We start from the raw sequence: 23,719 nt of genomic DNA on the forward strand, positions 1-23,719 counted from the left end.
CTCCAATTCACAAAGCGGGGGAATTGATTTCCTTTTCCAATCAAACACCATCCGCGCAGAACCGACCTCGCTCCATCAACCTGGCGCCGAGGTCGTGAGCGCGGTGCGCAGCGCCTGGATGCGAGTGTTGAGCGCGATGATCTCGTCGACCGTCATGCCGGAGCGTTGCAGCAAGGTTTCTGTCAGGCAGCCGGTCTGCGCCTGCAGACCCCGGCCCTTGTCGGTGAGATGCACGCCAACCAGCCGCTCGTCGACTGTCGAGCGCTGGCGCTGCACGAAGCCCGCTGCTTCGAGTCGCTTGACGAGCGGCGTGATGGTGCTCGGTTCCAGCGCCAGCCGGTCGGCGAGTGCCGTGATCGTCTGGCCATCGCCTTCCCAAAGGACGCTCAGCACGAGATATTGCGGATAGGTGATGCCGAGTGCGTCTAGCATCGGCTTATAGGCGCGGTTGATGGCGATTGTCGTGCCATAGAGCGAGAAACAAAGCTGGCTATCCAGCGGGATCGGTTCGAAATCGGGCATTGCGGAACTCCTGATTTGTGAGGTCGGTTCTGGATGCGTGAAGACATCTTACCACAAAAATAGATATCGCGATAAAAACATCTGGACAATGATCAGTGTTGCGGATATCTAATGATTATCGCGATAACGATTGTCGCGCCAAGAAAAGGAGATACAAATGTCCATCACCAACACCGTGCTCGCTACCGCCGCTTCCCTGTTCGCTTTCGCCGCTGCCGTACCCGCCGCCCATGCCCAGCCCACCCCCACCAAGTCCATCGTGCTCGTCCATGGCGGCTTCGTCGATGGCTCCGGCTGGCAGGGCGTTTACAATGTCCTGAAGAAGGACGGCTACAAGGTCACTATTGCACAGAACCCCACCCTCTCGCTGAGCGACGACGTCGCCGTCACCAAGCGCGCCATCGCTGCTGCCGAGGGCGACGTCATCCTCGTCGGTCATTCCTATGGCGGCGTGGTCATCTCCGAGGCCGGCACGGACCCGAAGGTCAAGGGTCTCGTCTATATCGCCGCCTTCGCCCCGGATGCCGGCGAATCCATCGCCAAGCTCATCGCCAATCCGCCAGAAGGCGCTGCCGTTCCGCCGATCCTGCCGCCGCAGGATGGTTTTCTCTTCCTCGACAAGGCAAAGTTTGCCGCAGCTTTTGCCGCTGACGTCGACCCCGAAGTGGCCGCCTTCATGGCCGACTCGCAGGTTCCGTGGGGTGTCGAGGCGCTTGCGGGCGAAGTGACGGTTCCTGCCTGGAAAGAAAAACCGAGCTGGTATCTCGTCGCCACCGAAGACCACATGATCCCGGTCGAAGCGCAGCGCAACATGGCCAAGCGTGCCGGCGCCACCACCGTCGACCAGGCCGGCAGCCATGCCGTCTACGTCTCCCAGCCGGAAGCCGTCGCCAAGCTGATCGAGGATGCGGCAAACGGCACGAAGTAATCACTGAGAAGGAAAACCCCCCGGATGCGCGAGCGTCCGGGGGTTTCTGTGCAAGATCAGGAGAGGCGCAAAAGCGCCAACGATAGCGCGCCCAGCGCGATCCCGAGAGCCAATGCGAACCACATCCGGTAGCCGGCAAGCCACATTGCGGCAAGCTTGCCTATCGAAAAGCCCCGGCCACCAATCTGAGCCATCAGGGTCGGCGTATCAGAGCAAATCCACTCCTCCGCGATCTTCCCGTCGGAGATGCGGTAAATCTCAGTGCTCTCATAGTCCACTTTCTTTCCCGTTGGTTGAACGCCCAGGCAATCCCTGTTCGCGGGATTGAGCGCTGAGAAACTGGGGGCGTTCGTCGAAACGCTGGATCTGTTGATAGGACGGTTGGAACGCCTGATAGCAGAAGAGGCACAACAGCCCTAACGCTCGGTATTATGCCTTGGCGCCCGCCGTTCTGCGAAGGATTTTTGGTGCGATCCAGCCGAGCAGAGGCAGAAGCGCGAGGCTGAGGGCGAGGCCGTCGTTGCGGGGCTGGACCACCACGATCTCGCGGTGAAAGGCGGCGGGGCCTTCTCCTTCCGAGCGGATTTCGCCACGCGATACACCGGCCTCCGCAGGCACCGAGACCGCGAAGGCTTTCAAGTCTTCCTTTTCGCCTTCCTTGGCGGCGCGGACCTGGTAGCCGAAGCCGGAGCCTTCCGTTTGCACCACCTTCAGGCGGGCGAGCGGCAGGTCCTGCGTCTCGGTGAAGCGGGCGGCGACGCTGTCGAGCGGTGATGCCGCGCGGCGGATCCAGACGTTTCGGCCCGAAACCGCATCCTGCTGCGGCGAGACGACCGGCAGGTATTCCGTCTCGTCGAAACGATCCGCCTCGGAGAGCGTCAGATAGAAGGTGGAGCCCGGCCGGGCGAAGATGCGCATGTCCGCACTGTTGGTGGCGATGGGCCGCGTCCAGCGCTCTTCGGGCACCACATCCGCGACGGTCACCCGGCGGCCGGCCATGTCGCCTACGGCGAGGCTGCGCGCGGTGCCCGGCACGAGCACGCCTTCGACGGAGAGCGCCATTTCGTATGCGCCGGCAGCGAGCGCAACGCGATAGGCCGCAGCCGGCGCCGTTACCAGCTTGAGGCTCGGCTTGGGCAGCGGATCGGGCGCTTCGATGACCTCGACCGGCGCACCGCGCAGCCGCGCCGCGCCGGCTTCCAGGAGCTTGCGCTCATAGACACGCTGTTGCGCTTCGGCCTCGACATAGCGGCGCGCGAAGGTTCGCTCATCTTGCTGGTAAGCGCTGTAGGCCCTCATGGCCTCCGCGCCCCAAAGGAGCTGGCCGTTACCGTTCAGGGCGCCTTTGGGATAGAGGATGACATAGGGAGAAGGACCGACCTCGGCGACGGTCTTGCCGTCGCGCGTGATCGTGAGGACGCCGTTCACCTCCCGCCGTTTCTTCTCAAGGTCGACATAGACCTGCCGGGAGAGCGGCCAGTAATATTCCTGCGTCTCGACGAAGGAGATGGCGCTGTCCTGGCCGGCGAGCAGGTGCAGCGTCCCGGCCTGCGACGGCAGGAACATGTCCTTGAAGGTAAAGCCGTCCCAGACGCGGCCGGTGACGATGACGGCGTCTCTGCGCTCGGGCTCGATCGCTTCCGCGGCGCTGGCGGAGGAGAGGCACAGAAGGAGGATAGCAAGCAATCTCCGCATGACTAAGGCCCCTTCATTCTGGTGGCGATACAGGCGAAGAGCAGCAGGCCGGCCGTCAGCACGACGACGCCAAGGGACTGCGACAGCGGGAGCGCCTGCTGGGTGACGAGCCGCTCGGCCAGGAAGGCGATGCCGGCCACGGGCGAGAGCGCGTGGAGCAATGGAGTTGCAGCTTCCAGCAGCGCCCGCAGATAGAGCGAAAACAGGCTCATGCTGTCCGCCGGCATCGTCCGCAGCAGGCCGAGCACCACCTCATAGGTCGCAAGCAGCGCAACGAGCGCGAGATAGAGCACGACTGCCATGCGCACCGACGCGGTCATGCCGGAAACGGCAAGCCCCATCGCCATGACCGGCAGCACGAACAGGCCGTTTTCGAGGATGCCGGCGAAATCCCCCGCCCCCGTCACGCCGGCGCCGAGCGGCTGGGCAGCCGCGAGATAGAGGCAGTAGACGGCGACGAGTGCGGCGAGCACCAGCAGTTCCGCGAGATATTTCGCGAGCACGACCACGCTCGACGGCACCGGGCCGACCAGCAGGACTTCGAGCGTGCGGTGCTCGCGCTCCCAGCTAAGCGAACCCGCAAGCCGCAGCCCCAGCACAAGGCCGAGAAAGGCCACCACCAGCGTGTTCAAGCCAGCCAGCGGATCGGCCGTCACCACGACGGACTCCGTCTCGAAGGTCCGTGCGAAACCGGAACCGTAAACGTACGCCATAAGGCAGAGCGCGCTCGCGACCAGCCAGAACCACACCGACGCGAACTTGGCGGCGACTTCCCGACGCACCAGCAGGAAGGTCTGCCGCCCCAGGCCGGGCGGGCGCAATCGCGGGGAAATGTAGGGCGGGCGAACGTGCTCCATGGCGCGGCCGGTCACATGACGGTGCGGATCAGGCCGCCGTCGATCCTGAGCGCCGCACCATTGACGATGCCGGTGCGCGTGCTGCCGAGGAAGGTGACAAAATCGGCCACCTCCTCCGGCTTCGACAGGCGCTGGATCAGCGAGGTCGGGCGGTTTTCCGCCACGAAGCGCCGCTCCGCCTCGGGTGTGGGAACGCCGGGATAGAGGCCGGCGATGAGATCCGCCACACCTTCGGTACTGCATGGGCCGGGAAGCACGGAATTCACGGTGACGGCGGTGCCCTTGGTCGTTTCGGCAAGGTTACGGGCAAGCGATAGCTGCATGGTCTTCGTGGCGCTGTAGGCTGGCATTTCAGGCGCGGGATTGATGCCGGATTCGCTTGCCATGAACACGACGCGGCCGCTGTTGCGCGCCAGCATTTTCGGCAGGTAGTGCCGGGCGAGGCGCACGCCGCTCATGACGTTAACCTCGATCAGAGCATACCAGCGGTCGTCGCCGGCCTTGTAGATATCGACGGCCTCGTAAATGCCGAGATTGACCACCAGCACGTCGACATCGGGGCAGTTGGCGATGAGTTCGTCACAGCCCTCCTTCGTGCCGGAGTTGCCGACGGCCTGCTCCAGCCGCGCCTCCGGCACCTCTGCCCGGATGCGCGCGACGGCCTTCGAGATGGTGTCCTGGCTGCGGCCATTGATGACCACGGTCGCGCCCTCGCGTGCCATGGCCGTCGCAATGGCCAGGCCGAGGCCGCCGGTGGATGCGGTAATCAGGCAGCGCCTGTCGCGATAGCCGAGGTCCATGGTCTTTTTCCTTTCAATGAACGAGCCCTGCGGGCTCCTGCCGGACCAGGCTTTCCGGCCGGGTCAAACCGATAAAGATGTCTTCGAGAGATGGCGTGGCCGCATCGACCGAGAGCACGGTGTATCCTGCGCTCGAAAGCAGCCGGACCGCATGCGCCCGCGCATCCCGCCCATCATCGGGCAAACCGCGCAGCACGAGTTCCAGCCGGTGCGGGCCGATCTGGTGCGCCCGCGCCACGCCCGGCAACGCGGCAATACCCTGAATGCATTGCGCCGCCGTCTCATAGAGTTCGACCTGAAGGCTGCTCGCCGAGAGGCCAGACGGAAGCAACTCCCCCGGCCGTCCTGTCGCCAGAACGCGGCCCTGGCGCATGAAGACGACGCTGTCGCAGACCCGCTCCATCTCCGCCAATTGGTGGGAGGAAAACAGCAGCGTCACGCCCTCCGCCTTCATCTCGCGAAAGATCGCGCGCATGTCGGCGACGCCGTTCGGGTCGAGGCCGAGCGTCGGTTCGTCGAGGATGAGCAGTTCCGGCCGGTGCAGCATCACGCGGGCAAGGCAGGCGCGCTGCTGCATGCCGCGGGAGAAATTGCCGAGCCGCCGGTCGGCCGCGGCGGTGAGGCCGACGCGTTCGATCACCTCCTTCACCCGGCTTCCTGCATCGGCAATGCCATAGAGATCGGCGAAGAAGCGGAGATAAGCCCGCGCGGTCATCTCCGGATAGATCCGCGGCTTCTCCTGCAAGTAACCGAACAGCACCCGCAGGTCCCGCTGGCGGCTGCCCTGCGGCACGCCGAACAGCTCGATCGCGCCGGCATCCGGCGCGGTGAGCCCGACGATCATGTTCATCACCGTGGTCTTTCCCGCCCCATTCGGGCCGAGAAAACCGGTGATCTCGCCCCGCGCCACCGAGAAGGTGGCGTCCTCCACGGCACGTTTGGCCCCGAAGGATTTGGAGAGCGCGGTGACGGCAAGGGCGGGGCTGGTCACGGGATCATCCTTCTCAATAGGGCAGCGGCGTGACGTAGAGCCGGGCCAGATTGATGACGATCATCGACACGCCCGCCGCCAGCAGGAACTCCATCGGCCAGGCGAGAAGTTTGGCGCGGTCGTTCCAGAGTTTCAGCGAGACGATGACGATGACGGCGATCAGCGAGGCCGGCCAGTGCGAGACATCGCCGGCCATGACGGTGCAGGAGCCGAGCAGCAAGGCCAGGATGACGAGAAGGATGACGTTGGACCGGTTCATGTCAGATATCCTCTCTCGAAACGTCGCTGCCGGCGGCCTGCGCGATGGTGCGACCGGTCGCGGGATCGAACAGGTAGATCCAGTTCGGATCGAAGCGGGCCGCAAGTGCGCTGCCCTCGTCCTTCGAGAGATGGGCCGTTTCGGTGGTGGAGCTGCGGGTCGTCACCATGACGGAACCGCATTGAAGCACGTAGAGATTTTCCGCGCCGGTCGGCTCGAAGGAATAGAGCTCGGCGACAATGCGGTGATCGGCATCCGGCATTTCGCGGATCGCGATATGCTCCGGCCGGATACCGAGACGCACCGGCTGGTCGACGAGGTCCGCGACACGGTTTCGCGCCACCCAATCGGCATCGAGCGGCACAGCGAAATGCTCGGTCATCGCGACGATTTTGCCTTCGAGGCGCGCGATGCGGGCGTCCAGAATATTCATCTGCGGCTCGCCGACGAAGGTCGCGACGAACTCCGTCGCCGGCCGCTCGAAGATTTCGCGTGGGGTGGCGAATTGCAGCATCTCGCCGTCCTTCATCACGATGATGCGGTCGGCCATGGTCATGGCTTCGAGCTGGTCATGCGTGACGAAGATGGTGGTGACGCCGACGGTCTTCTGGATATGGCGCAGCTCGGCGCGCATCTGCCCGCGAAGCTGGGCATCGAGATGCGACATCGGCTCGTCCATCAGGAAGACGTCGGCATCGCGCACCAGCATGCGGGCGATCGCCACGCGCTGGAGCTGGCCCGCCGAAAGCTGGTCGGGCTTGCGTTGCAGCACCTCGGTGATCTGCATGGTGCGCGCGACGGCCTCGACCTTTTGGACGATCTCTGCACGACCCAGCCGCCGAACTTCCAGCGGATAGGCGATGTTGCCGAACACCGTCAGGTGACGGTAGAGGCCGTAGTCCTGAAAAACCATGCCGACATTGCGGTAGCGCGGCCGGAGAAACGTGACGTTGCGGCCGCCGATGGCGATGCGCCCGCTGCTCGGCATTTCAAGCCCGGCGATCATGCGAAGCGTCGTCGTCTTGCCGCAGCCGGAGGGGCCGAGCAGGAAGACGAATTCGCCATCGTTCACCGTGATGTTGACGTCGTCGACGGCCTTGAACGCGCCGAACTGCTTCATCAGACTGTGGATCTCGATATCAGCCATGATGGCGTTCCATTCTGTTGGAAAAAGAGGTCATTTGCGCACCACGCCCTGCGAGAGGCCGCTGATCAGCTGGCGTTGCAGCAGCAACACGAAGAGGATGAGCGGCGCGGTGATCAGCACGACGGCGGCACCGAGCACGTTCCAGCGGATGTCCGCGCCGATCGAATAGGCCATGATCGCCGGCGGCATGGTTTTCGCCTGCGTGCTGGTGAGGAAGGTCGCGAAGGCGAACTCGTTCCAGGACAGGATCATGACGAAGATCGAGGTCGCCGTGATCGACGGCATCATCAGCGGCAGCGTGACCTTGCGGAAGGCGGCAAACCACGTATCGCCGTCGACCATGGCGGATTCCTCGTAGCGGCGGGGAATGTCGCGGAAGTAACCCGTCAGCATCCACACCACGAAGGGCAGCTGCATGGCCGTGTAGAGGAGGACCAGGCCCGCCAGCGTGTCGAGCAGCCCGGCGGTCTGGAAGGTGACGAAGATGGGGATGAGCACCGCCACCGGCGGCATCATGCGGTTCGTCAGCACCCAGAAGGAGACGTCGTCGCGCCCGGTGAAATCGTAACGCGCCAGCGCATAGGCGCAGAACATGCCTATCGTCACCGAAAAGAAGGTCGAGGCGAGCGAGACGATCACGCTGTTGAAGAAGTTCTTCATGATGCCCTTCTCGACGATCAGGTAATGGAACGCTTCGAGGGAGGGCGTGAAGAACCAGGCGGGCGTGGCGGAGGATGCCGAAGCGCCGTCCATGAAGCCGGTCATGACCACCCATAGATAGGGCACGAAATTGACCAGGCAGACGAGGATGAGCACCAGGTAGACCCACCAGTTGCGCTGCACCAGCGGCGCTGCGGGCGATTCCATATTGTAGGTTGGCTGCTTCATGGCGGCTCTCCTTACTCGGCCACTTCGGTCTTGGACCGGAAGACGCGGATGAACACGAAGCTCATCACGATGATGATCATCATCATGATCAGCGACAGGGCCGCAGCCTTCGATGCATCGAAGAATTCGAGGCCGGTCTTCGTCAGGAAGACATTCATGGTGGTGGTGGCGTTGCCCGGTCCGCCGCGGGTCATGATCACGATCAGCTCGTAGGTGCGGAAGGCATCCATGGTGCGGATGACGACGGCGATCAGGATCGCGGGCCGCAGCAGCGGCATGGTGATGGTCCAGAACACCCGCCAGGAGCTGGCGCCGTCGATCTCCGCCGCCTCATAGGGCTGGCGCGGAATGGAGGCGAGGCCGGCCGACAGCATCAGGAACATGAACGGCGTCCATTCCCAAACGTCGACGAAAACCAGTGTCTGGAAGGCGATCGTCGGGTCGGACAGGAACGGGATTTCGCCGAAGCCGAGGGCCTTGGTAATGCCGCCGACATAATAGGTCATCAGGCCGGCGCCGGGATAGAACATGTAGCGCCAGATGAGGGCCGCTACCAAGGGCGGCAGGATCATCGGAATGAGGATGAAGACGCGCATGAAGGCGATGCCGGCCAGTTGCCGCTGGAAGAGCAGCGCCAGCCCGAGGCCGAGCCAGAATTCGATGAACACCGCCTGCACCGTGAACAGCAGCGTCTTGCGCAGCGCATGCCAGAATTCCGGATCCTGGATCAGCGCCTGGTACTGGTAGAGCCCGACGAAGATGCGCGGCAGGTACGGCTTGGACAGGATGACGTTGTGGCTCGCGATGTAAAGCGAGTAGAGAAACGGATAGATGCCGATGGCGAACAGGATGATCAGCGTCGGCGCCATCAGCACCCAGGGGAAGACCGCTCGGTTCGAAGGGCCGAAACGGGACAGGATGCCCCTATGGCTAAGCGCCATCGGCGGGGCTGTTGTGGTGCGTTCCGAGATCGACATGTCTCAGTCCCTTTGAATTGCGGTTGGAGAGGCAGCCGGCACCCGGGCGTGAAATCACGCCCGGGCGCCCTCAGGAGATCAGTTCCACTCGGACGGCAGGCGATCGTAGTAGGTCAGATCACGCCACTGCTGCTTCGGCAGGTCGTTGCGGCCGGGAATGTAGTAGCCGCCCTTGCGCATGGCGTCGGTCATGCGCTTTTCCATGTTGGCGGCGGCCGTCTTGCTGTCGATCTCGCCGATCCACACGCGGTTGCCCTCTTCGCCCATGATGTCTGAGATTTCGGCCCATTCCGGCACGCGCACGCGCTCGTCGGGATTGGTCTCCTTCAGCATGAATTCGTAGACGCCCGGCCACCAGGGCTGATATTTCGCAAGCGTTTCGCTCTTGTAGGTCGAGTGGCGCGACGGGCCGGCACCATACTGGGTGGCGCGGGCCTGAACGTCCTTCGAGGTCACCCACTGCATGAAGGTCCAGGCGGCTTCCTTGTTCTTGGAGTCCTTGGAAACGCCGAGCGACCAGGCGCCGAACCACGGGTCGATCACGCCATCGGGGCCGGCCGGCGTGTGCAGGTGCACGTTCTTGCCCGCGACCTTGGCCTGCGTTTCGGGATCCTCGAAGAAGCCCTTGACGAAGTCCTGATAGTTCCAGGTGCCGAAGGCATTGCCCGCCTGGTAGACGGCGGTCGCCTCGCCGATGCCCCAGTTTGCGCTGTCGGCCGGCATGAATTCCTTGAGGCTCAGGAAGTAGTCGATCGAGGCGACGGTGCGCTCGTTGTTGATGGTGATCTTCCAGTCCTTGTCGACATATTCGTCGCCCTTGGTCTCGGGCGTCTGGTAGGCGAAGAGATACGGCAGGTAGGTGACACCCCAGAACCAGCGGCCCGGAATGTTGGCAAAGCCGATCATGTTGGATTCGGGATTGTTCACCTTCTTGGCGGCGTCATACATGTATTTCGTGGTGAATTCCGGCGAGAAGCGTTCCGGCAGCTTGAAGCCCGCCTTCTCCGCCACGTCCGCGCGGAAGGTCGTGCCGACGGGGCCTGCGCCGATCGGCAGCGTATAGAGCGTGTCGTTGAAAACGCCCGTGCCGCTGATGACGCGCGGCAGGAAGTCGTCGATGTCGTAGTCGGCATCCGTCAGGTCGGCATTCTTGACATAGGGCATCAGCGGTTCGAGGAAGCCGGCCGCGGCATATTCGGCCAGCCACATCACGTCGACCGCGAAGAAGTCGTAGGTGCCCGTGCCCTGCTGCATTTCCACCAGCGATTTCTGCCGGTAGTTTTCAAACGGCACCTCGTCGACGACGACCTTGATGCCGTATTTCTCCTCGAATTCCGGGAAGAACTTTGCCAGCGCCGCAAACTGCGGCATGGACGGGGCGAGGAAGTGCACGGTCTTGCCCGAAAGTGCCTTCTGCGCCTCCGTCTGCGCATGGGTCGGAAGGGCCAGCATCAATAGCGACAGCCCGGCCGCCGTTGCGGCACTCAATTTCACGATGTTCATTCTCTCCTCCTCAGTTGATGGTGCATGCGTATCCGTCGCCACGCCGGTCAGGCGTGCAGTCGTGCCGGCTTTTGTCGGGTGAAGCGGGCCTGGCGCACGGTACGGCCGCTATCGGCGTCGAACAGGTAGATGAAGTCGGGATCGATGCGGAACGCGATTGCCGCACCGATCGCGCGCGGATATTTCAGCGCGGCATCGAGCGTGGTCATGGCGCGGATCACCTGCCCTTCCACCTCGATATCGAAGACCACCCGCGAGCCCAGCGTCTCCACGGCAAAAACCGTGCCCTGCACGCGGCAGGGATGCGCCGTATCCGGCGGGCAGAGGTGAAGCTGCTGCGGGCGCAGCCCCAGCAAATAATTCCCGCCGGGTTTTACCGCCTCGCCGTCCTGCATCCAGTCATGGTCGACTTCGATATAGGCGTCGCCGACGCGCAGCGAATGGCAGCCATTGGCCTCGGAAATCACCGCTTTCATGACATTCATCGGCGGCTCGCCGACAAAGGTCGCGGCAAACAGCGTTTCCGGCCGGTCGAAGAGATCCTGCGGGGCCGCGATCTGCTCGATGCGGCCCTTGTTGATCAGCACGATCCGGTCGGCCATGGTCATCGCTTCGAGCTGGTCGTGCGAGACATAGAGCATCGTCGCCTTGAACTCGCGCTGGAGCCGCTTGAACTCGACACGCATGCGGGCGCGCAGTTTTGCATCGAGATGGGAGATCGGCTCGTCGAGCAGGAAGACATCCGCATCGCGCACCAGCGCCCGGCCGATGGCGACACGCTGCATCTGGCCGCCGGAGAGCTGGTTCGGCCGGCGTTCCAAGAGCTTCTCGATCTGCAACGTCTCCGCGACGCCGGCGATATGGCGGCGGATCTCGGCCTCCGCCATCTTCCGGATGCGCAGCGGATAGGCGAGGTTTTCGAAGACGCTCAGATGCGGAAACAGCGAGTGTTTGTCGTAGACCATGGCGAGGTTGCGCTCGCGCGGTGTCCATTGCGTCACGTCGCGGCCGCCAATCATGATGCGGCCTGCGCCCGCCTCCTCAAGCCCGGCGACGAGGCGCAGCGTGGTGGTCTTGCCTGCCCCGGACGGACCGAGCAGAAACACCGCCTCGCGGTCGGCCACATCGAGCGAGATGCCGCGCACCGCTTCGAAGCCGCCCTTGAATGTCTTTGCCAGGTTGTCGATCTGAAGGTCAGCCATTGTCTTTTCCGGTTGAAGATCAAAGAATTGCGCGAATGGTGCCGCCTTCGGCCCGCATCGCCATGCCGTTCAGCGCCGGCGATGCCGCAAGGTGCACCACGCTGGCGGCAACCTCTTCCGGCGCGATCATCCGGCGGATGAGCGAGGTCGGCTCGGTCTCGTCGAAATAGTCGGCGACCACCTGCTCGCGGGTGACGCCTTTTTCGCGGGCGATCTGTTCGTGGTAGCGCCGCACGGCCAAGGTGTCGGTCGGCCCGGGCAGGATGGTGTTGACGCGCACGCGCGTGCCCTGGGTGAGTTCCGCCAGCGCCCGCGAAACACCGAGAAGGCAGGCCTTCATGGCGCCGTAATGCGGCATCCAGGCCTGCGGCTTCACCGCGCTCTCGCTGCTGATGAAGACGATGGAGCCCTCACCGCGCGCCAGCATGTCCTGCAACAGCAGCCGCGACATGCGCACGCCCGTCATCACGTTGACGTCGAAGAAGCGGAACCAGTCCTCGTCGCGCGTCTCGAAGAAGGGCCGCACTTCGAAAATGCCGACGGAGTTGATAAGGAAATCCACGGGCGCTGCGGCCCGCGCGAAATCGGCGAGACGCAGGTCCTCGCCGGTGACGGTGAGGTCGCAGGCCATGCCGCGCGCCTCGGGGCCGAGCTTCGCGACCGCATCGGCAACTTCCGCCTCGGCAAGCCCGCTGACCGTCGCCCTTGCGCCCTCGGCGACGAAGGCCTCGGCCACCGCGAGACCGATGCCCGTGGCGCCGCCGGTGACCAGCACATGCTTGCCTTTCAGACCATAATCCATTGCCCAAACCTCCCATGGCAATCGGGGATCAACCCCGGCGCACCACCCCTCCAGGCGGTCCGCCCATTCCCTCCATCCGGCCTACCCGGCCGCCAGCCCCGTCGGCCGGAGGGAACTTGCCTCGGCCGATAGAACTAATTTCTTTTCATAACTTTTGCAAGAAAATAAATTTTACACTATTTCACAGAGACTGCCCTGCGACGGCATCGCCAGATTTCCCCGCACGCCAAGCGGGGCACGGACATGGGCCTGGGCGAAATCGATGAACTCCGACGTCCTGGCCGGCAACCGGCGCCGGCTGTCGCTGAGCAGGCAGACCGTCTGCGGCTCCGGCTCAAATGCACCGAGCACCGGCACCAGAAGGCCGGAAGCCAGTTCCGTTTCGACATCGGCCAATGCCGTGCGCAGGATACCAAGGCCTTGAACCGCAAAGTTTTTCAGCGTCGCGGGATCACTCGCCCGGAAACGCCCGCCGACCGAAACGGTGCCCGCGCCCTCGCGAAAGGCCCAGTCATTGCCGGCAAACCCGGAACCGTCGAGCCGCAGGCATTCATGGCGACAGAGGTCAGCCGGGCGAGCGGGAACGCCGTGTTCCGCCAGATAGGCGGGCGCCGCGCACGTCACCGTTTCCATCGAAAACAATTTCCGGATCGTCAGGTTCGAATCCCGCACCGGCCCGACCCGCAGCGCCGCATCGAAAGGAATTTCATGCAGGCTGCCCGGCGGATCGAAGCGCAGCGAAAATTGCAGGTCAGGATGGGCGCGCGAAAAGCTGCGCACCAACGAGAGAAGCTGTACGCGGCTGATATCGGCAGCACAGGAGAGCACGAGGCCGCCCGAGACGGCCGTGCGCCTGCCACCCATATCACGCTCCAGATCGGCAAAGCCCGACAGCACCGGCCTTGCCCGCTCCAGCAGCAGCTTGCCCTCCTCCGTCAGCAGCAGGGAGCGCGTCGTGCGCCGCACCAGCGCCACGCCGTAATGATCCTCCAGCGCCTTCAACCGTCCGCTGATCGTCGCCGGCGCCATGCCGAGGCGATTGGCGGCGCTTGCCATGCTCTGCGAGCGGGCGATTTCCGAAAACATCCTGAGATCGGCCAAACCATTCATTCCGGATCCTCCTGTCAGGCATGTCTGCCTGGCGGTTCCGATGCCCGGCGCCCGCAGCGGGGCGCCCTCCTTCAGGGCAGGCGGAACCTCTGATCCAAGAAGTAACACCACAGCCCGGCCAGGTGCGGTGAAGATTGGTCATTTGATCCTGTACGTTTCGTCACAAATCCTAAGCGACGATATGCCGGGCCAGATAATCGATGAAAGCTCGGATGCGCGGGGCAAGCGGCGACTGGTCCGCATAGATGATCGAGACCGGCTCGCGATCGCCCGGATTATAGGTATCGAGCACCGCGACGAGCCGCCCCGTCTTAAGGTCCTGGCCGATATGGAACTCGGACAGGCGCGCCAGCCCCACGCCATCCAGCGCGAACCGCCGCAGGCTCTCGCCATTGTCCAGGCTGAGATTGCCCTTTACCGCAAGATCGAGTTGGGTGGGAATGCCGTCCTGCTCGATGCGGAACGGCCATTTGCCGTAGCTACGGCTGAAGCCCAGCGTCAGGCAATTGTGCTCCAGCAGGTCGCGCGGCTCGGCCGGGATGCCGTGTTTATCGAGATAGGCGGGCGAGGCCACCACCCTGCGTGGCGACGCGACGATCCGCCGGGCGCGAATGGTGGAATCCGTCAAAACCCCGGTGCGGATCGCCACGTCGATGCCATCACCGATGAGGTCGGTGGTGCTGTCGGAAAGCGAAAATTCCAGGCTGATCTCGGGATAGGTCTCCAGGAAACCGGGCACCAGCGGCGACACGCAATGCAGCCCGAAGGGCACGTTGCAACTGACACGCAGCACGCCGCCGACCTGGCCGGCACTCTCCTTCACGCCGCGCTCCAGGCTGGAAATATCCTTGAGGATCTGCTTGCCGCGGGCAAAATAATCCTCGCCCTCCGAGGTCAGCCGCAGCTTGCGCGTCGAGCGCACGGCGAGCGGCAGGCCGAGCCGCGTCTCGATGCGGGCGATGATCTTGCTGACGGCGGATGGAGACAGATGCAGCGCATCGGCAGCCGCGGTGAAGCTGCCCGTCTCCACCACTTTCACGAAGACCTCGATCTCGGAAATCCTGCCGGCCATGATCCGTCTCCATTCATGAACCTTTGTCACCTCACTTATGCCAGTGCTCCGCTTTTCGGCACAAGCGAGAAATGACAGACACGAGGTCGAACATTATGGAGGAGACATCAGCATGTATCAGAAGCGGGCACTCATCGCCGGCGCCACCGGCATTGTCGGGCTCAATGTGGCCGAACACCTGCAAGATAGCGGCGGGTGGGAGATCACCGGCCTCAGCCGCCGACCACCGGCCGGCGCATCCTACATGCGCTCGATCGCCGTCGACCTGCTCGACCGCGAAGCGGCGCTCAAGACGCTCGGCGAGCTCAAGCCCACCCATGTCTATTATTGCACATGGACGCTCGGCCGCAACGAGGACGAAAACATCCGCCTCAACGGCGGCATGCTGCGCACCCTGCTGGACGGCTTGGCGGCGGCGGGCACCGTCGAGCACGTCGCGGTCGTCACCGGAACCAAGCACTATCTCGGCCCCTTCGAGGACTACGGCAAAGTGACGCCGGTGACGCCTTTCCGGGAGGACGCCCCGCGGCTGGAAAAGAAGAACTTCTATTACGAGCTGGAAGACATCGCGATGGATTATGCCGCGCGCCATGGTTTCGGCTGGTCGGTGCACCGCTCGCACACGATCATCGGCTATGCCGTCGGCAATCTCATGAACATCGGTGCGACGCTCGCCACCTATGCCTCGATCTGCAAGGCGACCGGCGCGCCCTTCGTCTTCCCCGGCACGCCGACCGCCTATCACGGCATCAACGACATCACCGATGCGCGCCTGCTCGCAAAACACATCGTCTGGGCCTCCACCGAGCCCAACGCCCGCAACGAAGCCTTCAACGCCACCAACGGCGACGTCTTCCGCTGGGAGCAACTGTGGCAGCGCATCGCCGACTATTTTGGCGTGGAAGCGGCCTATCCCGGTGAATACAATTCGCTGACGGAGCGCATGAGCACGCTCGGCCCGCAATGGGAGAGGCTCGTCGCAGAACACGGTTTGCAGCCGAACCCGCTCGACCGCCTTGCCTCGCCGTGGCACACCGACCTCGACCTCGGCCGCCCGATGGAATGCCTGCACTCCATGGCGAAAAGCCGCGCGCTGGGTTTTGCCGATTTCCAGGACACCGAACAGTCCTTCATCGACGTCTTCGACCGGCTGCGCGCCGAGCGGATCATTCCCTGATCAATAAAACGCGCGTACGAAAGAGCCCGGAGGATCCAATCCTCCGGGCTTTTCTGCATGGATGAATTCTGCGATCAGGCGACGGGGTAAGGATGCGCGTGCAGCAGGTTCGCCAGCCGCGACAGCGCACGCGGCCCGGCCTTCACTTGCTCGCAACGCACCTCCGACACGCCGGGGACAGCCATGAGATAGCTTCGCACCGGGCCGACGAAGGTCATGGCGAGGTTGGGACAGGCACGGCAGGCACCCGAGAGGGCGACATGCACGACGCCCTCCCTGGTGATGTCGGTAATCTCGATATCGCCGCCATGGCCGAGAACCAGCGGCCGCGCCCGGTCGAGCGCGGCTTCAAGGGCGTGAAGATCGATCATCAGACGAGCCCCAGTTCGCGCTTCTTGGCCTCCAAGTCGATACCCATGCCGCGGGCGAAGGCCTTGCCAAGAATGTTCTCCTTCATCTCGCGGGTGATTTCGGGATAACCGTATTTGTCCTGAAGCTCATCCGGCATGACGAGGTTGGCGAGCGTGTCGATATAGGTCTGCACATGCGGCCAGATGAACGCTTCCGAGCCATAGCAGATGCGGTCCGAGCCGACATAAAGCAGCGCTTCCCCCAGACGCTGGAGCATCTTGTAGGGCTGAAGATAGTACTGGTTGAACCATAGCGGCAGGATCAGATAGACGTTCTCAAAGCGGCTGGCGATGGAGATCGTCTCGTCGACATAGGGATCGCCGAGGTGGTGGATGCCGAAATTCAGCTCCGGAAAATCGGCCGCCGCATATTGCAGGTCGTTGGGCTTGAAGGCCTCGACGGGGCCGAGTTCCAGCGGAAACCCCTTGTGGAATTGCACCATCTTGATGCCGAGTTTCATCGCCTTTTCCCAGAGCGGATAGGCGATGTCGCGGTCGTCGGCGCGCCAGGCGCAACCGCGCGACTGGTACTGGTAGAATTTGAAGCTGACCGCGCCGAGTTCATGCACCTGCCGCTCCATCTCCTTCAGCGCCGGGCCGAGGCCGTGATAGACCGGATCGACGCCGCCGGTCAGCACGATGCGGGCCGGGTCCTTCTGGGCCAGCGCATGGCTGAGTTCGACGGGGCCGAGGCCGGCGCGCCAGTGGGAAAACAGCGGCACCGAACAAGCGCAGGCCATGTCCGTGTCGGCCTTGCCGAACAGCATGTCGACGCCCCAATCGAGATCCGGGTCGGAAAAGGTTTCCGGTTCCGGCGGCGGCCCGCGGCGACCCGTCAGGTTGATGAACCCGGTCAGCTGTTCGCGCAGGATGCGCACCCGCCTGCCATCGCTTCCGTCCTTGATCTGGCCATCGCTGAAATCCTGGCAATGCACCGCCGCATCAAAGACAAACATTCCGTCCTTCATGAAGTCTCTCCCATCGATCCGAAGGCGCGCGAGCGCCGTGGCTGGCTTGAAAAGCCAGTCGGATCAATACCATGGAGAGAAGAGTGCCGGTCTTCGGATTATCGGAAGACTGCCTTCAGGCAATGGCGAAAAGGTCGGAAAGCGCGCCGAACAGGCTCGTCCCGCTCGCCAGCACAAGGCCGCCTGCGGCAAGCGATGTCTCACCGGACGGATAGGGCGCAAAACGTCCGCCGGCCGCCTTGATGAGGGCAAGACCAGCAACTGCATCCCAGGCCCACATGTGGCGCTCGAAATAGCCATCCACCCGTCCGGCCGACACGTAGGCCAGCATGAGCGCACCCGCGCCGACCTGCGAAAAACTGCCGCCGGCCGACAGGAGGCGCTCGGCATCGGCGGCAAAGACGGCCGGCGGAACACGGTGGTTATGGCCGATGCCAAGCCGTGTCCGGTCGATGCTGTCGATGGTGCTGACCGCGATCGGCACGCCGTTGATCGAGGATGGAATGCCTTCGGCGCCGGCAAACAGCTCGTCGCGCAGCGGATCGTAGATCACGCCGAGAACCGGCTCACCCTTCCACCAGAGGCCGATGGACACGCACCAGTTATGCGCGCCCTTCAGAAAATTCGTGGTGCCATCAAGCGGATCGACGCACCAGATGAACTCTGCGCCCTCGACCGCGGAAGCACCCGTCTCCTCGCCCAGAAAACCATCCCCAGGGAAGGCCGGCGTCAGAATGGCGGCGATCGCGTCTTCCGCCTCGCGGTCGGCGTTGGAGACGAAATCGTTCAGCCCCTTCTGCTCGATGGCGAGCCCCTCGCGGCGGCCGTAATGGGCGAGCAGCAGGCGGCCGGCTTCGCGCGCGGCGCGGTCGGCAACGGCCAGGCGCGGCTTCAGCCGCGCGGCAAATGCGGTGTCGGACATCGGATTTCCTTCAATAACGGGTAAGGGCGGTGACGTCGGAGGTCTTTTCCAGGCCCTCGATGGCGCGGCCGAAATTGCGCACGGCGTAGAGCGAATAGAGCACGTCAATGACCTGGAGCTGCGCGATCTTCGACACCATGGATTCGTGGTATTCGCCCGGCCCGACGACGCCGGTAATCGTCGGCGTGAACAGGCAGATGTCGGCGTGGCGGACGATCGGCGAATCCGGGAAGGATGTGATGGCAAGCGTCGTCGCGCCCTGCAATTTCGCCTGCTGGAGGCTGTCGACCGTCGAGATGGTGCGCCCGGAATTGGAGACGCCGATGGCGAGTGATTTCGGTCCGAGCGTCGAGGTGGAGATCTGTCTTATGCCGAGGTCGCGGAAGAACAGGCAGCGCTTGCCCACCCGCATGAAGCGCAGCAGCGCGTTTTCCACGCAGATCAGCGAGGCCCCCATGGCGAAGAAGCCGAGCACATCAGCCTCCTCGATCGCCGCGACCGCGCGCTCCAGTTCGCTTTCCGCCAGCCCCGCCCGCGTGTCGGAGACCGTCATCGCATAACGCGCGGCAACCTTCGACAACACAGAGCCGACGTCGTCTTCGGCGGTGATGTCCTCATAGACGTGGCGTTCGGAGGGCGGCTGGGCCGTTGCGGTGCCCTGCGACAATTCCTCGGCGATGAGGATCTTGAACTGCTGGAAACTCGGAACCTCGATCTCGCGCACGAAGCGGGTGACGGTCGATTCCGAGACGTCGCATTGCAGAGCGAGATCCTTGATGGAGATCGACTTGATCTCTTCCGGCGCTTTCAGCACCCGGTCCGCGATGCGGCGCAAGGCCGGGTTCATGTAGCCCGCCTTCCAGCGAATCCGCATGAGGATGGATTGCCTGTTGTCCGCTGAACTGTCCATCGGACCATCACTCCCGTTGCATCGTCGCAATTCTATAGCTTGCAACGAGGGGAAAATGAAATTCCTTTTTGTTACCAGACAGTGCACCCGGCCCGCGCACTTTCCCGCGCCACGCGCAAGACATCATAGGCCGCCCGCGCCGCTGCCAGCGAATCCTGCCACGCCTCCCGCCACAGCCGCACGCCGCCGACCAGCCCCTCGCCGAGCATTTTGGAGGAAAACGCCTCAACGGTGAGATCGCCGCGATAGCCGGCCGATTCCAGCGCGCGGCAATAGCCGAGCACATCGAAATGCCCGCCGCCAAGCAGCCCGCGGTTGCTGTCGGCGACATGGGCGTAGCCGAGCAGCGCGGCATTGCGATGGATGGCGGCCGCGATGTCTCCCTCCTCGATATTCATATGGAACGTATCCATGTGGATGAAGAGGTTGGAGCCGCCGGAGGCGCGGATCAGGTCAGCCGCTTCGTCCAGCGTGTTGACGAGGTAGCTCTCGTAGCGATTGACCGGTTCGAGGCCCAGGCGCACGCCGAGTTCGCCGGCGCGCCGATCGAGGCGGGCAAGGCTTGCCGCGACCTGCGCGCGCTGGGCTTTTGTTGCCGGCGCCGCATAATTGGCGAAGGCGGCATAGGTGATGCCGGAGACGGCCGGTGCCTCCAGTTCCGCGGCGATCTCCAGGCAGCGGGCGACGCTGGCTTCACCGCGGCGCGCCACCTCCGGATCGTTGGAGGCGATATCGGTATCCGGCCCGAGCGCCATGCCGAGGCGGAGGTCCAGCCCCGCCTCCCGCGCCACCCGCCTTGTCAACGGAATGTCGAGCGCGGCCGGATCGAACAGCAGCACCTCGATCAGCTCGAAACCGATTTCGGCGGCGGCGCGGCAGCTCGCCTCTGCTGCTGCGGGCGACCAGTCATCGGTGAAGACCAGGCTGTGAATGCCGAGTTTTCCGCTCATGTCGTGTTCCTCAGCCGAAGATGGAGCGGATGGTGCCGCCGTCTGCGCGGTGGCAGACGCCGTTCATCGCGCTGTTCGTCATCAACTGCACGACGCCGCGCCCGTGCATGGCCGGGTCGATCAGTTTCTGCGTGAGGTTGGACGGCTGGACGTCGCGGTAGAAATCGGCGAGCGCCTGTTCCACGGTCTTGCCCTGCTGGGCGGCGAGGTCGGCGAAATAAGTCTCCACCGATTCCGTCGCGGTGCTGCCGGGCATGTAGCTGTTCACCCGCACATTGGTGCCGCGCGTCAATTCGGCGAGCGAGCGGCTGAGGCCGAGCATCGCCGTCTTCGTCGTCGAATAGGGGATCATGTTGCCGATGGAGCGGATCGCCGCTTCGGAAGAGATGAAGACGATGCTGCCGTCGTTGCGCGCCAGCATGTCCTTCAGCACGATGCGCGAGATGCGGATCGCCGTCATCAGGTTGTGCTCGAAATATTCCCGCCAGCGCTCGTCGCTGACCTCGAAGAAATCGTTGACGTCGAAGACGCCGATATTGTTGACGAGAAAGGAGACCGGGCCGAGCCTGCCGGCAAAGTCTGCAAGCGTTGTCGCGCCCTCGGGCGTCAGCAGGTCGGCGACGACGCCATGGGCGCGCGGGCCGATCGAGGCGCAGGCCTTGTCGAGCTTGGCCTGGTCGCGACCGTTAATGACGACGACGGCGCCCTCATCATGAAATGTCTTGGCGATGGCATAGCCGATGCCCGTGGCGCCGCCGGTGACGATGGCGATCTTGCCGTTGATCCCGAAATCCATGTTCTATTTCCTCTCCCTGTTTGTCGTGCTGCCCGCGCGGGCGAATTGCGCAAGCCTGTCGCAGGCCGTCTTGATCTGGTCGAAGACGGCCTCGAAGGTCGCGCGGGGTTCGCCCCACGGGTCGATGATGCTGGTTTCCTCGCCGGGCGCCGAAAAGGCGCCGAGCCGTCCGATCCGCGCCCGGCTTGTCTTGGGCCGCAGGGCGTGGATCGCCGCCATGTTGTGGTCGTCCATGCCGAGGATCAAGTCGAATTCCTCGAAGTCTGTCTTTCGGATCTGGCGCGCCACAAGCGTATCGAGGCGGATGCCGCGACCCGCCGCCACCGCGGTCGTTTCGCCATGCGGCGGTTTGCCGACGTTCCAGTCCATGATGGCCGCGCTGTCGATGCGATGCTCCGGCAAGGCGGCGCGCAGGATACCGTCGGCGGTCGGTGAGCGGCAGATATTGCCGCGGCAGACGATCAGGACGGACAAGGGCAGACGAGCGACCGGGGCAACATGATAAGCCGTGCCGGTCTCGACGAGGCCCACATCCGCCTGCGACGCGAGGGTGGCCAGACGCCGTGCGCCATCGACGGGATCGAGCGTGTTGAAATCGAAAAGCCCAAAATGATGGCCGAGCATCGCGCGCGCGCCGATTTCGTCGGCAAGGGCCACCGCTTCTTCCAGCGTGAGATTGCCGGGCACGCCGTTCGCCGCGCGCTCCGCATCGCGCCCGTTGACCGGCAGCAGGGCGAGATCGACGCGAAAAGGCATCAGCCATTCCGCAAGGCCGGGAAACGGAATCGTATCGCCGGAATGCCAGAGCGTCACGCCACCGCCGGTGAGCACGTAGCCGAGAAACAGATGGCCGTGCTCCGTCTTGCGCAGGTCCTCGTGCGCCGCAGGCGTGGCGGTCGCCATCACGCCGCCGAGGTCGATGCTTTCCCCGGCATCGACCAGCACGAGCCGGTCCTCCGCCACGCCGCGTTCGATGGCGCGCGCCCGTTCCGCCCGCGGGGCGAGGACACGCGCAGCGGGATTGGCGGCCAGCAGGGCCGGGATCGTCCCGGGGTCCATATGGTCCGTGTGGCCATGGGTGCAGAGCAGCCAGTCTATGCCGGTGAGATTGCCGGGCGCGATGACCGGCGGTGTCATGCGCGTATGCGGAAAGCGTGTGCCGTGGTATTTTTCCGCAAGGGAATCCGAAAGGTAGGCATCGATGACGATGCGCAATCCGCCCTGAGCGATCAGGAAACCCGCCTGCCCCAGCCAGGCCAGCGTTGCGCCCTCGCCCGGTTCAAGGCGATCGACGCTGGCAAGGGGGCGGGTCTCCAGGATGCTCATGGGCACACCAGGTTCTTCAAAAGATTGTCGACGGCGACACTGGTGGCGCGGTCGACGCTTTCCTCGGTGAAGCCGCCGGCATGGGGCGTCAGGATGACCCGCTCGTGGCTGAGCAGCGCGGAGGCCGAGGGCGGTTCCTGGTGGAAGACATCGGTCGCCAGCGTGGAGACCTGTCCGCTTTCGAGCGCCGCCAGCATGGCGCCGTCATCGATGAGTTCCGCCCGCGCCGTGTTGACGACGATGACGCCCTTGCGCATGCGGGAAAACATCGCGACATCGAGCATGGGCCTTTCGCCGGGCGGGCAATGGAAACTCACGGCATCCGCCCCGCAAAGCGCCTCTTCCAGGCCGATATAGCGGAAGCCCGGCCGCACGAAGGCCGCGTCGGGATAGGGGTCGTAACCGACAACCTCCATGCCGACGCCGAGCGCCATGTCGGCGACTTCGCGGCCGATCGCGCCGCAGCCGATGACGGCGAGCGTGCGCCCCTTCACCTCGCAGCCGATGCGCCGGCGCCATTCCCCCTTGCTCAGATGCTGGTGCGACCAGGGGATATGGCGCGAGGCGGCGAGCAGCAGGCCGATGGCAAGCTCGGCCACGCCGCGGGCGTTCGCCCCCATCGCCCGCTCCACCGTGATCCCGCGCGCTTCGGCTTCGAAAATGTCGATATTGTCGACGCCCGTGCCGTTGCGGCTGATAACCCGGAGGCCACTTGCCGCATCGAGCACGCGCAGGCTGATCGGCTCGACGCCGGCAAGCCAGCCGACGCAGCCCGGAATGCTGCGCAGCAGGTCCTCCTCCGACGGCATCTTGCCCGGCGCGGGATAGACGATTTCAAAACCCTGCTCCACGAGCCGCGACAGGACGGGATGGCCCGCGCCGGAGAGCGAGCGGGGCGTGACGGCGATCTTACCGGTCATCGGCCTCGTCCGCTCAGCCGTTCCAGCGGGGATTGTCGATGACGGTCGGCTTGCCGTCGCGCTCGACCATCAGCTTGCGAAACCCCTTGCTCTCGATCGTGCCATAGTCGTGGCCGGCATTGCCGGGAAAGGCGAAGAAGGTGACGAGCGGCTCGGTCGGGTGCACGTTGATCGAGCGGTGCGCCCAGCGGCCGGGCACGTAAACCGCCTTGCCGGGCAGGAATTCCAGCCACTGCGTCTCGCCTTCCGGCGTCTCCATCATCATGTAGCCGTGGCCGCGCAGGCAGTAGTAGACCTCAGCGGTGTCGATGACGGTGTGAAAATGACCCTTGGTCATATGGTATTCGTCGCCCACCTTGCCGGGATAGGTGATCGATGTGCCGTAGGCGACGTCCTTCTCGCTGTCGGGAACGCCCATGTCGTAGAATTCGTAGAGCAGGCTGTCGCCCCTGGCGAGCTGCGCGTCGAAGGCGGCCTCGTCGTGGAACATGCCCTTCATCTTGGAGAGCGTGCGGCGGATCGGCTCACGGGTGGAGCTAAGGCCGTTGTTGAGGTTGAACTCATGCAGGCTTGGCAAAACGGTCATG

The 23,719-nt window shown here is 64.1% G+C and carries 26 protein-coding genes; 2 read left to right on the forward strand and 24 right to left on the reverse strand.

What is annotated here, in order from left to right; translation table 11 throughout:
- Nucleotides 1–75 precede the first annotated feature (75 nt).
- Nucleotides 76–522 (reverse strand): MarR family winged helix-turn-helix transcriptional regulator, encoded by a 447-nt coding sequence (locus tag GB927_RS00445; RefSeq protein ID WP_256114515.1) that lies wholly within the window; start codon nucleotides 520–522, stop codon nucleotides 76–78.
- Between the two features lie 157 nt (nucleotides 523–679).
- On the opposite strand from GB927_RS00445, the gene GB927_RS00450 reads away from it, so the two are divergent.
- Nucleotides 680–1,450 (forward strand): alpha/beta fold hydrolase, encoded by a 771-nt coding sequence (locus GB927_RS00450; RefSeq protein WP_256114517.1) that lies wholly within the window; start codon nucleotides 680–682, stop codon nucleotides 1,448–1,450.
- A gap of 56 nt (nucleotides 1,451–1,506) precedes the next feature.
- On the opposite strand, the gene GB927_RS00455 is transcribed toward GB927_RS00450, so the two are convergent.
- The 14 genes from GB927_RS00455 to GB927_RS00520 form a co-directional block, all read right to left on the reverse strand.
- Complete coding sequence (locus tag GB927_RS00455) at nucleotides 1,507–1,845, reverse strand: ester cyclase (protein WP_369431622.1); 339 nt, start codon at nucleotides 1,843–1,845, stop codon at nucleotides 1,507–1,509.
- Between the two features lie 34 nt (nucleotides 1,846–1,879).
- Entirely contained in the window at nucleotides 1,880–3,145 is a 1,266-nt protein-coding gene (locus tag GB927_RS00460; protein WP_256114518.1) for a hypothetical protein, read from the reverse strand.
- Between the two features lie 2 nt (nucleotides 3,146–3,147).
- The gene (locus tag GB927_RS00465) at nucleotides 3,148–4,002 is read right to left on the reverse strand and encodes an ABC transporter permease subunit (protein WP_256114519.1); all 855 of its coding nucleotides are present in this window, start codon (nucleotides 4,000–4,002) and stop codon (nucleotides 3,148–3,150) included.
- A gap of 11 nt (nucleotides 4,003–4,013) precedes the next feature.
- Nucleotides 4,014–4,802 carry an SDR family NAD(P)-dependent oxidoreductase gene (locus GB927_RS00470; protein ID WP_256114520.1) on the reverse strand — a complete coding sequence of 263 codons (789 nt, stop codon included), beginning with the start codon at nucleotides 4,800–4,802 and terminating at the stop codon, nucleotides 4,014–4,016.
- 13 nt (nucleotides 4,803–4,815) lie between these two features.
- Entirely contained in the window at nucleotides 4,816–5,793 is a 978-nt protein-coding gene (locus GB927_RS00475) for an ABC transporter ATP-binding protein (RefSeq protein ID WP_256114521.1), read from the reverse strand.
- 13 nt (nucleotides 5,794–5,806) lie between these two features.
- The gene (locus tag GB927_RS00480; protein ID WP_256114523.1) at nucleotides 5,807–6,052 is read right to left on the reverse strand and encodes a hypothetical protein; all 246 of its coding nucleotides are present in this window, start codon (nucleotides 6,050–6,052) and stop codon (nucleotides 5,807–5,809) included.
- Between the two features lies 1 nt (nucleotide 6,053).
- The gene (locus tag GB927_RS00485; protein ID WP_256114524.1) at nucleotides 6,054–7,199 is read right to left on the reverse strand and encodes an ABC transporter ATP-binding protein; all 1,146 of its coding nucleotides are present in this window, start codon (nucleotides 7,197–7,199) and stop codon (nucleotides 6,054–6,056) included.
- Nucleotides 7,200–7,229: 30 nt separating this feature from the next.
- A complete protein-coding gene (locus GB927_RS00490) occupies nucleotides 7,230–8,087 on the reverse strand; it encodes a carbohydrate ABC transporter permease (RefSeq protein ID WP_256114525.1) in 858 nt (285 codons plus the stop codon).
- Between the two features lie 11 nt (nucleotides 8,088–8,098).
- A complete protein-coding gene (locus tag GB927_RS00495; protein ID WP_256114526.1) occupies nucleotides 8,099–9,064 on the reverse strand; it encodes a carbohydrate ABC transporter permease in 966 nt (321 codons plus the stop codon).
- A gap of 78 nt (nucleotides 9,065–9,142) precedes the next feature.
- A complete protein-coding gene (locus GB927_RS00500; protein WP_256114528.1) occupies nucleotides 9,143–10,567 on the reverse strand; it encodes an ABC transporter substrate-binding protein in 1,425 nt (474 codons plus the stop codon).
- 47 nt (nucleotides 10,568–10,614) lie between these two features.
- Entirely contained in the window at nucleotides 10,615–11,769 is a 1,155-nt protein-coding gene (locus GB927_RS00505) for an ABC transporter ATP-binding protein (RefSeq protein WP_256114529.1), read from the reverse strand.
- A 19-nt stretch (nucleotides 11,770–11,788) separates the two neighbouring features.
- Nucleotides 11,789–12,571, reverse strand: coding sequence for an SDR family NAD(P)-dependent oxidoreductase (locus tag GB927_RS00510; protein WP_256114531.1), 783 nt, complete (start codon nucleotides 12,569–12,571; stop codon nucleotides 11,789–11,791).
- Nucleotides 12,572–12,742: 171 nt separating this feature from the next.
- Nucleotides 12,743–13,681: a LysR family transcriptional regulator gene (locus tag GB927_RS00515; RefSeq protein WP_256114532.1), complete on the reverse strand. Its 939-nt coding sequence runs from the start codon at nucleotides 13,679–13,681 to the stop codon at nucleotides 12,743–12,745.
- A 169-nt stretch (nucleotides 13,682–13,850) separates the two neighbouring features.
- Nucleotides 13,851–14,753, reverse strand: coding sequence for a LysR family transcriptional regulator (locus tag GB927_RS00520; RefSeq protein WP_256114533.1), 903 nt, complete (start codon nucleotides 14,751–14,753; stop codon nucleotides 13,851–13,853).
- Nucleotides 14,754–14,865: 112 nt separating this feature from the next.
- Here GB927_RS00520 and GB927_RS00525 point away from each other — a divergent pair, with 112 nt between their 5' ends.
- On the forward strand, nucleotides 14,866–15,930 hold the full coding sequence (locus GB927_RS00525) for an SDR family oxidoreductase (RefSeq protein WP_256114534.1): 1,065 nt from the start codon (nucleotides 14,866–14,868) through the stop codon (nucleotides 15,928–15,930).
- Between the two features lie 74 nt (nucleotides 15,931–16,004).
- Here GB927_RS00525 and GB927_RS00530 read toward each other — a convergent pair whose 3' ends face one another.
- From GB927_RS00530 to GB927_RS00570, 9 genes are all read right to left on the reverse strand, one after another.
- Complete coding sequence (locus GB927_RS00530) at nucleotides 16,005–16,301, reverse strand: NifU family protein (protein WP_256114535.1); 297 nt, start codon at nucleotides 16,299–16,301, stop codon at nucleotides 16,005–16,007.
- Complete coding sequence (locus tag GB927_RS00535) at nucleotides 16,301–17,308, reverse strand: amidohydrolase family protein (RefSeq protein ID WP_256114537.1); 1,008 nt, start codon at nucleotides 17,306–17,308, stop codon at nucleotides 16,301–16,303. The genes GB927_RS00530 and GB927_RS00535 overlap by 1 nt, the downstream gene beginning before the upstream one ends.
- Before the next feature lie 115 nt (nucleotides 17,309–17,423).
- Nucleotides 17,424–18,230, reverse strand: a complete 807-nt coding sequence (locus GB927_RS00540) for an inositol monophosphatase family protein (RefSeq protein ID WP_256114538.1) — start codon at nucleotides 18,228–18,230, stop codon at nucleotides 17,424–17,426.
- Nucleotides 18,231–18,240: 10 nt separating this feature from the next.
- Nucleotides 18,241–19,140, reverse strand: a complete 900-nt coding sequence (locus GB927_RS00545) for a MurR/RpiR family transcriptional regulator (protein WP_256114539.1) — start codon at nucleotides 19,138–19,140, stop codon at nucleotides 18,241–18,243.
- Nucleotides 19,141–19,211: 71 nt separating this feature from the next.
- Nucleotides 19,212–20,090 carry a sugar phosphate isomerase/epimerase family protein gene (locus tag GB927_RS00550; RefSeq protein ID WP_256114540.1) on the reverse strand — a complete coding sequence of 293 codons (879 nt, stop codon included), beginning with the start codon at nucleotides 20,088–20,090 and terminating at the stop codon, nucleotides 19,212–19,214.
- Nucleotides 20,091–20,100: 10 nt separating this feature from the next.
- On the reverse strand, nucleotides 20,101–20,886 hold the full coding sequence (locus GB927_RS00555) for an SDR family NAD(P)-dependent oxidoreductase (RefSeq protein ID WP_256114541.1): 786 nt from the start codon (nucleotides 20,884–20,886) through the stop codon (nucleotides 20,101–20,103).
- A 3-nt stretch (nucleotides 20,887–20,889) separates the two neighbouring features.
- Nucleotides 20,890–22,212, reverse strand: coding sequence for an arsenate reductase/protein-tyrosine-phosphatase family protein (locus GB927_RS00560; RefSeq protein WP_256114542.1), 1,323 nt, complete (start codon nucleotides 22,210–22,212; stop codon nucleotides 20,890–20,892).
- A complete protein-coding gene (locus tag GB927_RS00565; protein ID WP_256114543.1) occupies nucleotides 22,209–23,132 on the reverse strand; it encodes a phosphoglycerate dehydrogenase in 924 nt (307 codons plus the stop codon). The genes GB927_RS00560 and GB927_RS00565 overlap by 4 nt, the downstream gene beginning before the upstream one ends.
- A gap of 13 nt (nucleotides 23,133–23,145) precedes the next feature.
- Nucleotides 23,146–23,718: a glucose-6-phosphate isomerase gene (locus tag GB927_RS00570; protein WP_256114544.1), complete on the reverse strand. Its 573-nt coding sequence runs from the start codon at nucleotides 23,716–23,718 to the stop codon at nucleotides 23,146–23,148.
- Between the last annotated feature and the right edge of the window lies 1 nt (nucleotide 23,719).

The sequence above is a fragment of the Shinella lacus genome, assembly GCF_010994755.1.
GTDB lineage: Bacteria > Pseudomonadota > Alphaproteobacteria > Rhizobiales > Rhizobiaceae > Shinella > Shinella lacus.

Bases quoted from the DNA above. Each gene is read 5' to 3' on its own strand.
- GB927_RS00485 (WP_256114524.1), bottom strand. From the start codon at position 7,199: ATGGCTGATATCGAGATCCACAGTCTGATGAAGCAGTTCGGCGCGTTC.
- GB927_RS00465 (WP_256114519.1), bottom strand. From the start codon at position 4,002: ATGGAGCACGTTCGCCCGCCCTACATTTCCCCGCGATTGCGCCCGCCC.
- GB927_RS00450 (WP_256114517.1), top strand. From the start codon at position 680: ATGTCCATCACCAACACCGTGCTCGCTACCGCCGCTTCCCTGTTCGCT.
- GB927_RS00500 (WP_256114528.1), bottom strand. From the start codon at position 10,567: ATGAACATCGTGAAATTGAGTGCCGCAACGGCGGCCGGGCTGTCGCTA.
- GB927_RS00510 (WP_256114531.1), bottom strand. From the start codon at position 12,571: ATGGATTATGGTCTGAAAGGCAAGCATGTGCTGGTCACCGGCGGCGCC.
- GB927_RS00490 (WP_256114525.1), bottom strand. From the start codon at position 8,087: ATGAAGCAGCCAACCTACAATATGGAATCGCCCGCAGCGCCGCTGGTG.
- GB927_RS00520 (WP_256114533.1), bottom strand. From the start codon at position 14,753: ATGGCCGGCAGGATTTCCGAGATCGAGGTCTTCGTGAAAGTGGTGGAG.
- GB927_RS00570 (WP_256114544.1), bottom strand. From the start codon at position 23,718: ATGACCGTTTTGCCAAGCCTGCATGAGTTCAACCTCAACAACGGCCTT.
- GB927_RS00565 (WP_256114543.1), bottom strand. From the start codon at position 23,132: ATGACCGGTAAGATCGCCGTCACGCCCCGCTCGCTCTCCGGCGCGGGC.
- GB927_RS00515 (WP_256114532.1), bottom strand. From the start codon at position 13,681: ATGAATGGTTTGGCCGATCTCAGGATGTTTTCGGAAATCGCCCGCTCG.
- GB927_RS00560 (WP_256114542.1), bottom strand. From the start codon at position 22,212: ATGAGCATCCTGGAGACCCGCCCCCTTGCCAGCGTCGATCGCCTTGAA.
- GB927_RS00445 (WP_256114515.1), bottom strand. From the start codon at position 522: ATGCCCGATTTCGAACCGATCCCGCTGGATAGCCAGCTTTGTTTCTCG.
- GB927_RS00525 (WP_256114534.1), top strand. From the start codon at position 14,866: ATGTATCAGAAGCGGGCACTCATCGCCGGCGCCACCGGCATTGTCGGG.
- GB927_RS00550 (WP_256114540.1), bottom strand. From the start codon at position 20,090: ATGAGCGGAAAACTCGGCATTCACAGCCTGGTCTTCACCGATGACTGG.
- GB927_RS00540 (WP_256114538.1), bottom strand. From the start codon at position 18,230: ATGTCCGACACCGCATTTGCCGCGCGGCTGAAGCCGCGCCTGGCCGTT.
- GB927_RS00460 (WP_256114518.1), bottom strand. From the start codon at position 3,145: ATGCGGAGATTGCTTGCTATCCTCCTTCTGTGCCTCTCCTCCGCCAGC.
- GB927_RS00480 (WP_256114523.1), bottom strand. From the start codon at position 6,052: ATGAACCGGTCCAACGTCATCCTTCTCGTCATCCTGGCCTTGCTGCTC.
- GB927_RS00470 (WP_256114520.1), bottom strand. From the start codon at position 4,802: ATGGACCTCGGCTATCGCGACAGGCGCTGCCTGATTACCGCATCCACC.
- GB927_RS00495 (WP_256114526.1), bottom strand. From the start codon at position 9,064: ATGTCGATCTCGGAACGCACCACAACAGCCCCGCCGATGGCGCTTAGC.
- GB927_RS00535 (WP_256114537.1), bottom strand. From the start codon at position 17,308: ATGAAGGACGGAATGTTTGTCTTTGATGCGGCGGTGCATTGCCAGGAT.
- GB927_RS00555 (WP_256114541.1), bottom strand. From the start codon at position 20,886: ATGGATTTCGGGATCAACGGCAAGATCGCCATCGTCACCGGCGGCGCC.
- GB927_RS00545 (WP_256114539.1), bottom strand. From the start codon at position 19,140: ATGGACAGTTCAGCGGACAACAGGCAATCCATCCTCATGCGGATTCGC.
- GB927_RS00530 (WP_256114535.1), bottom strand. From the start codon at position 16,301: ATGATCGATCTTCACGCCCTTGAAGCCGCGCTCGACCGGGCGCGGCCG.
- GB927_RS00505 (WP_256114529.1), bottom strand. From the start codon at position 11,769: ATGGCTGACCTTCAGATCGACAACCTGGCAAAGACATTCAAGGGCGGC.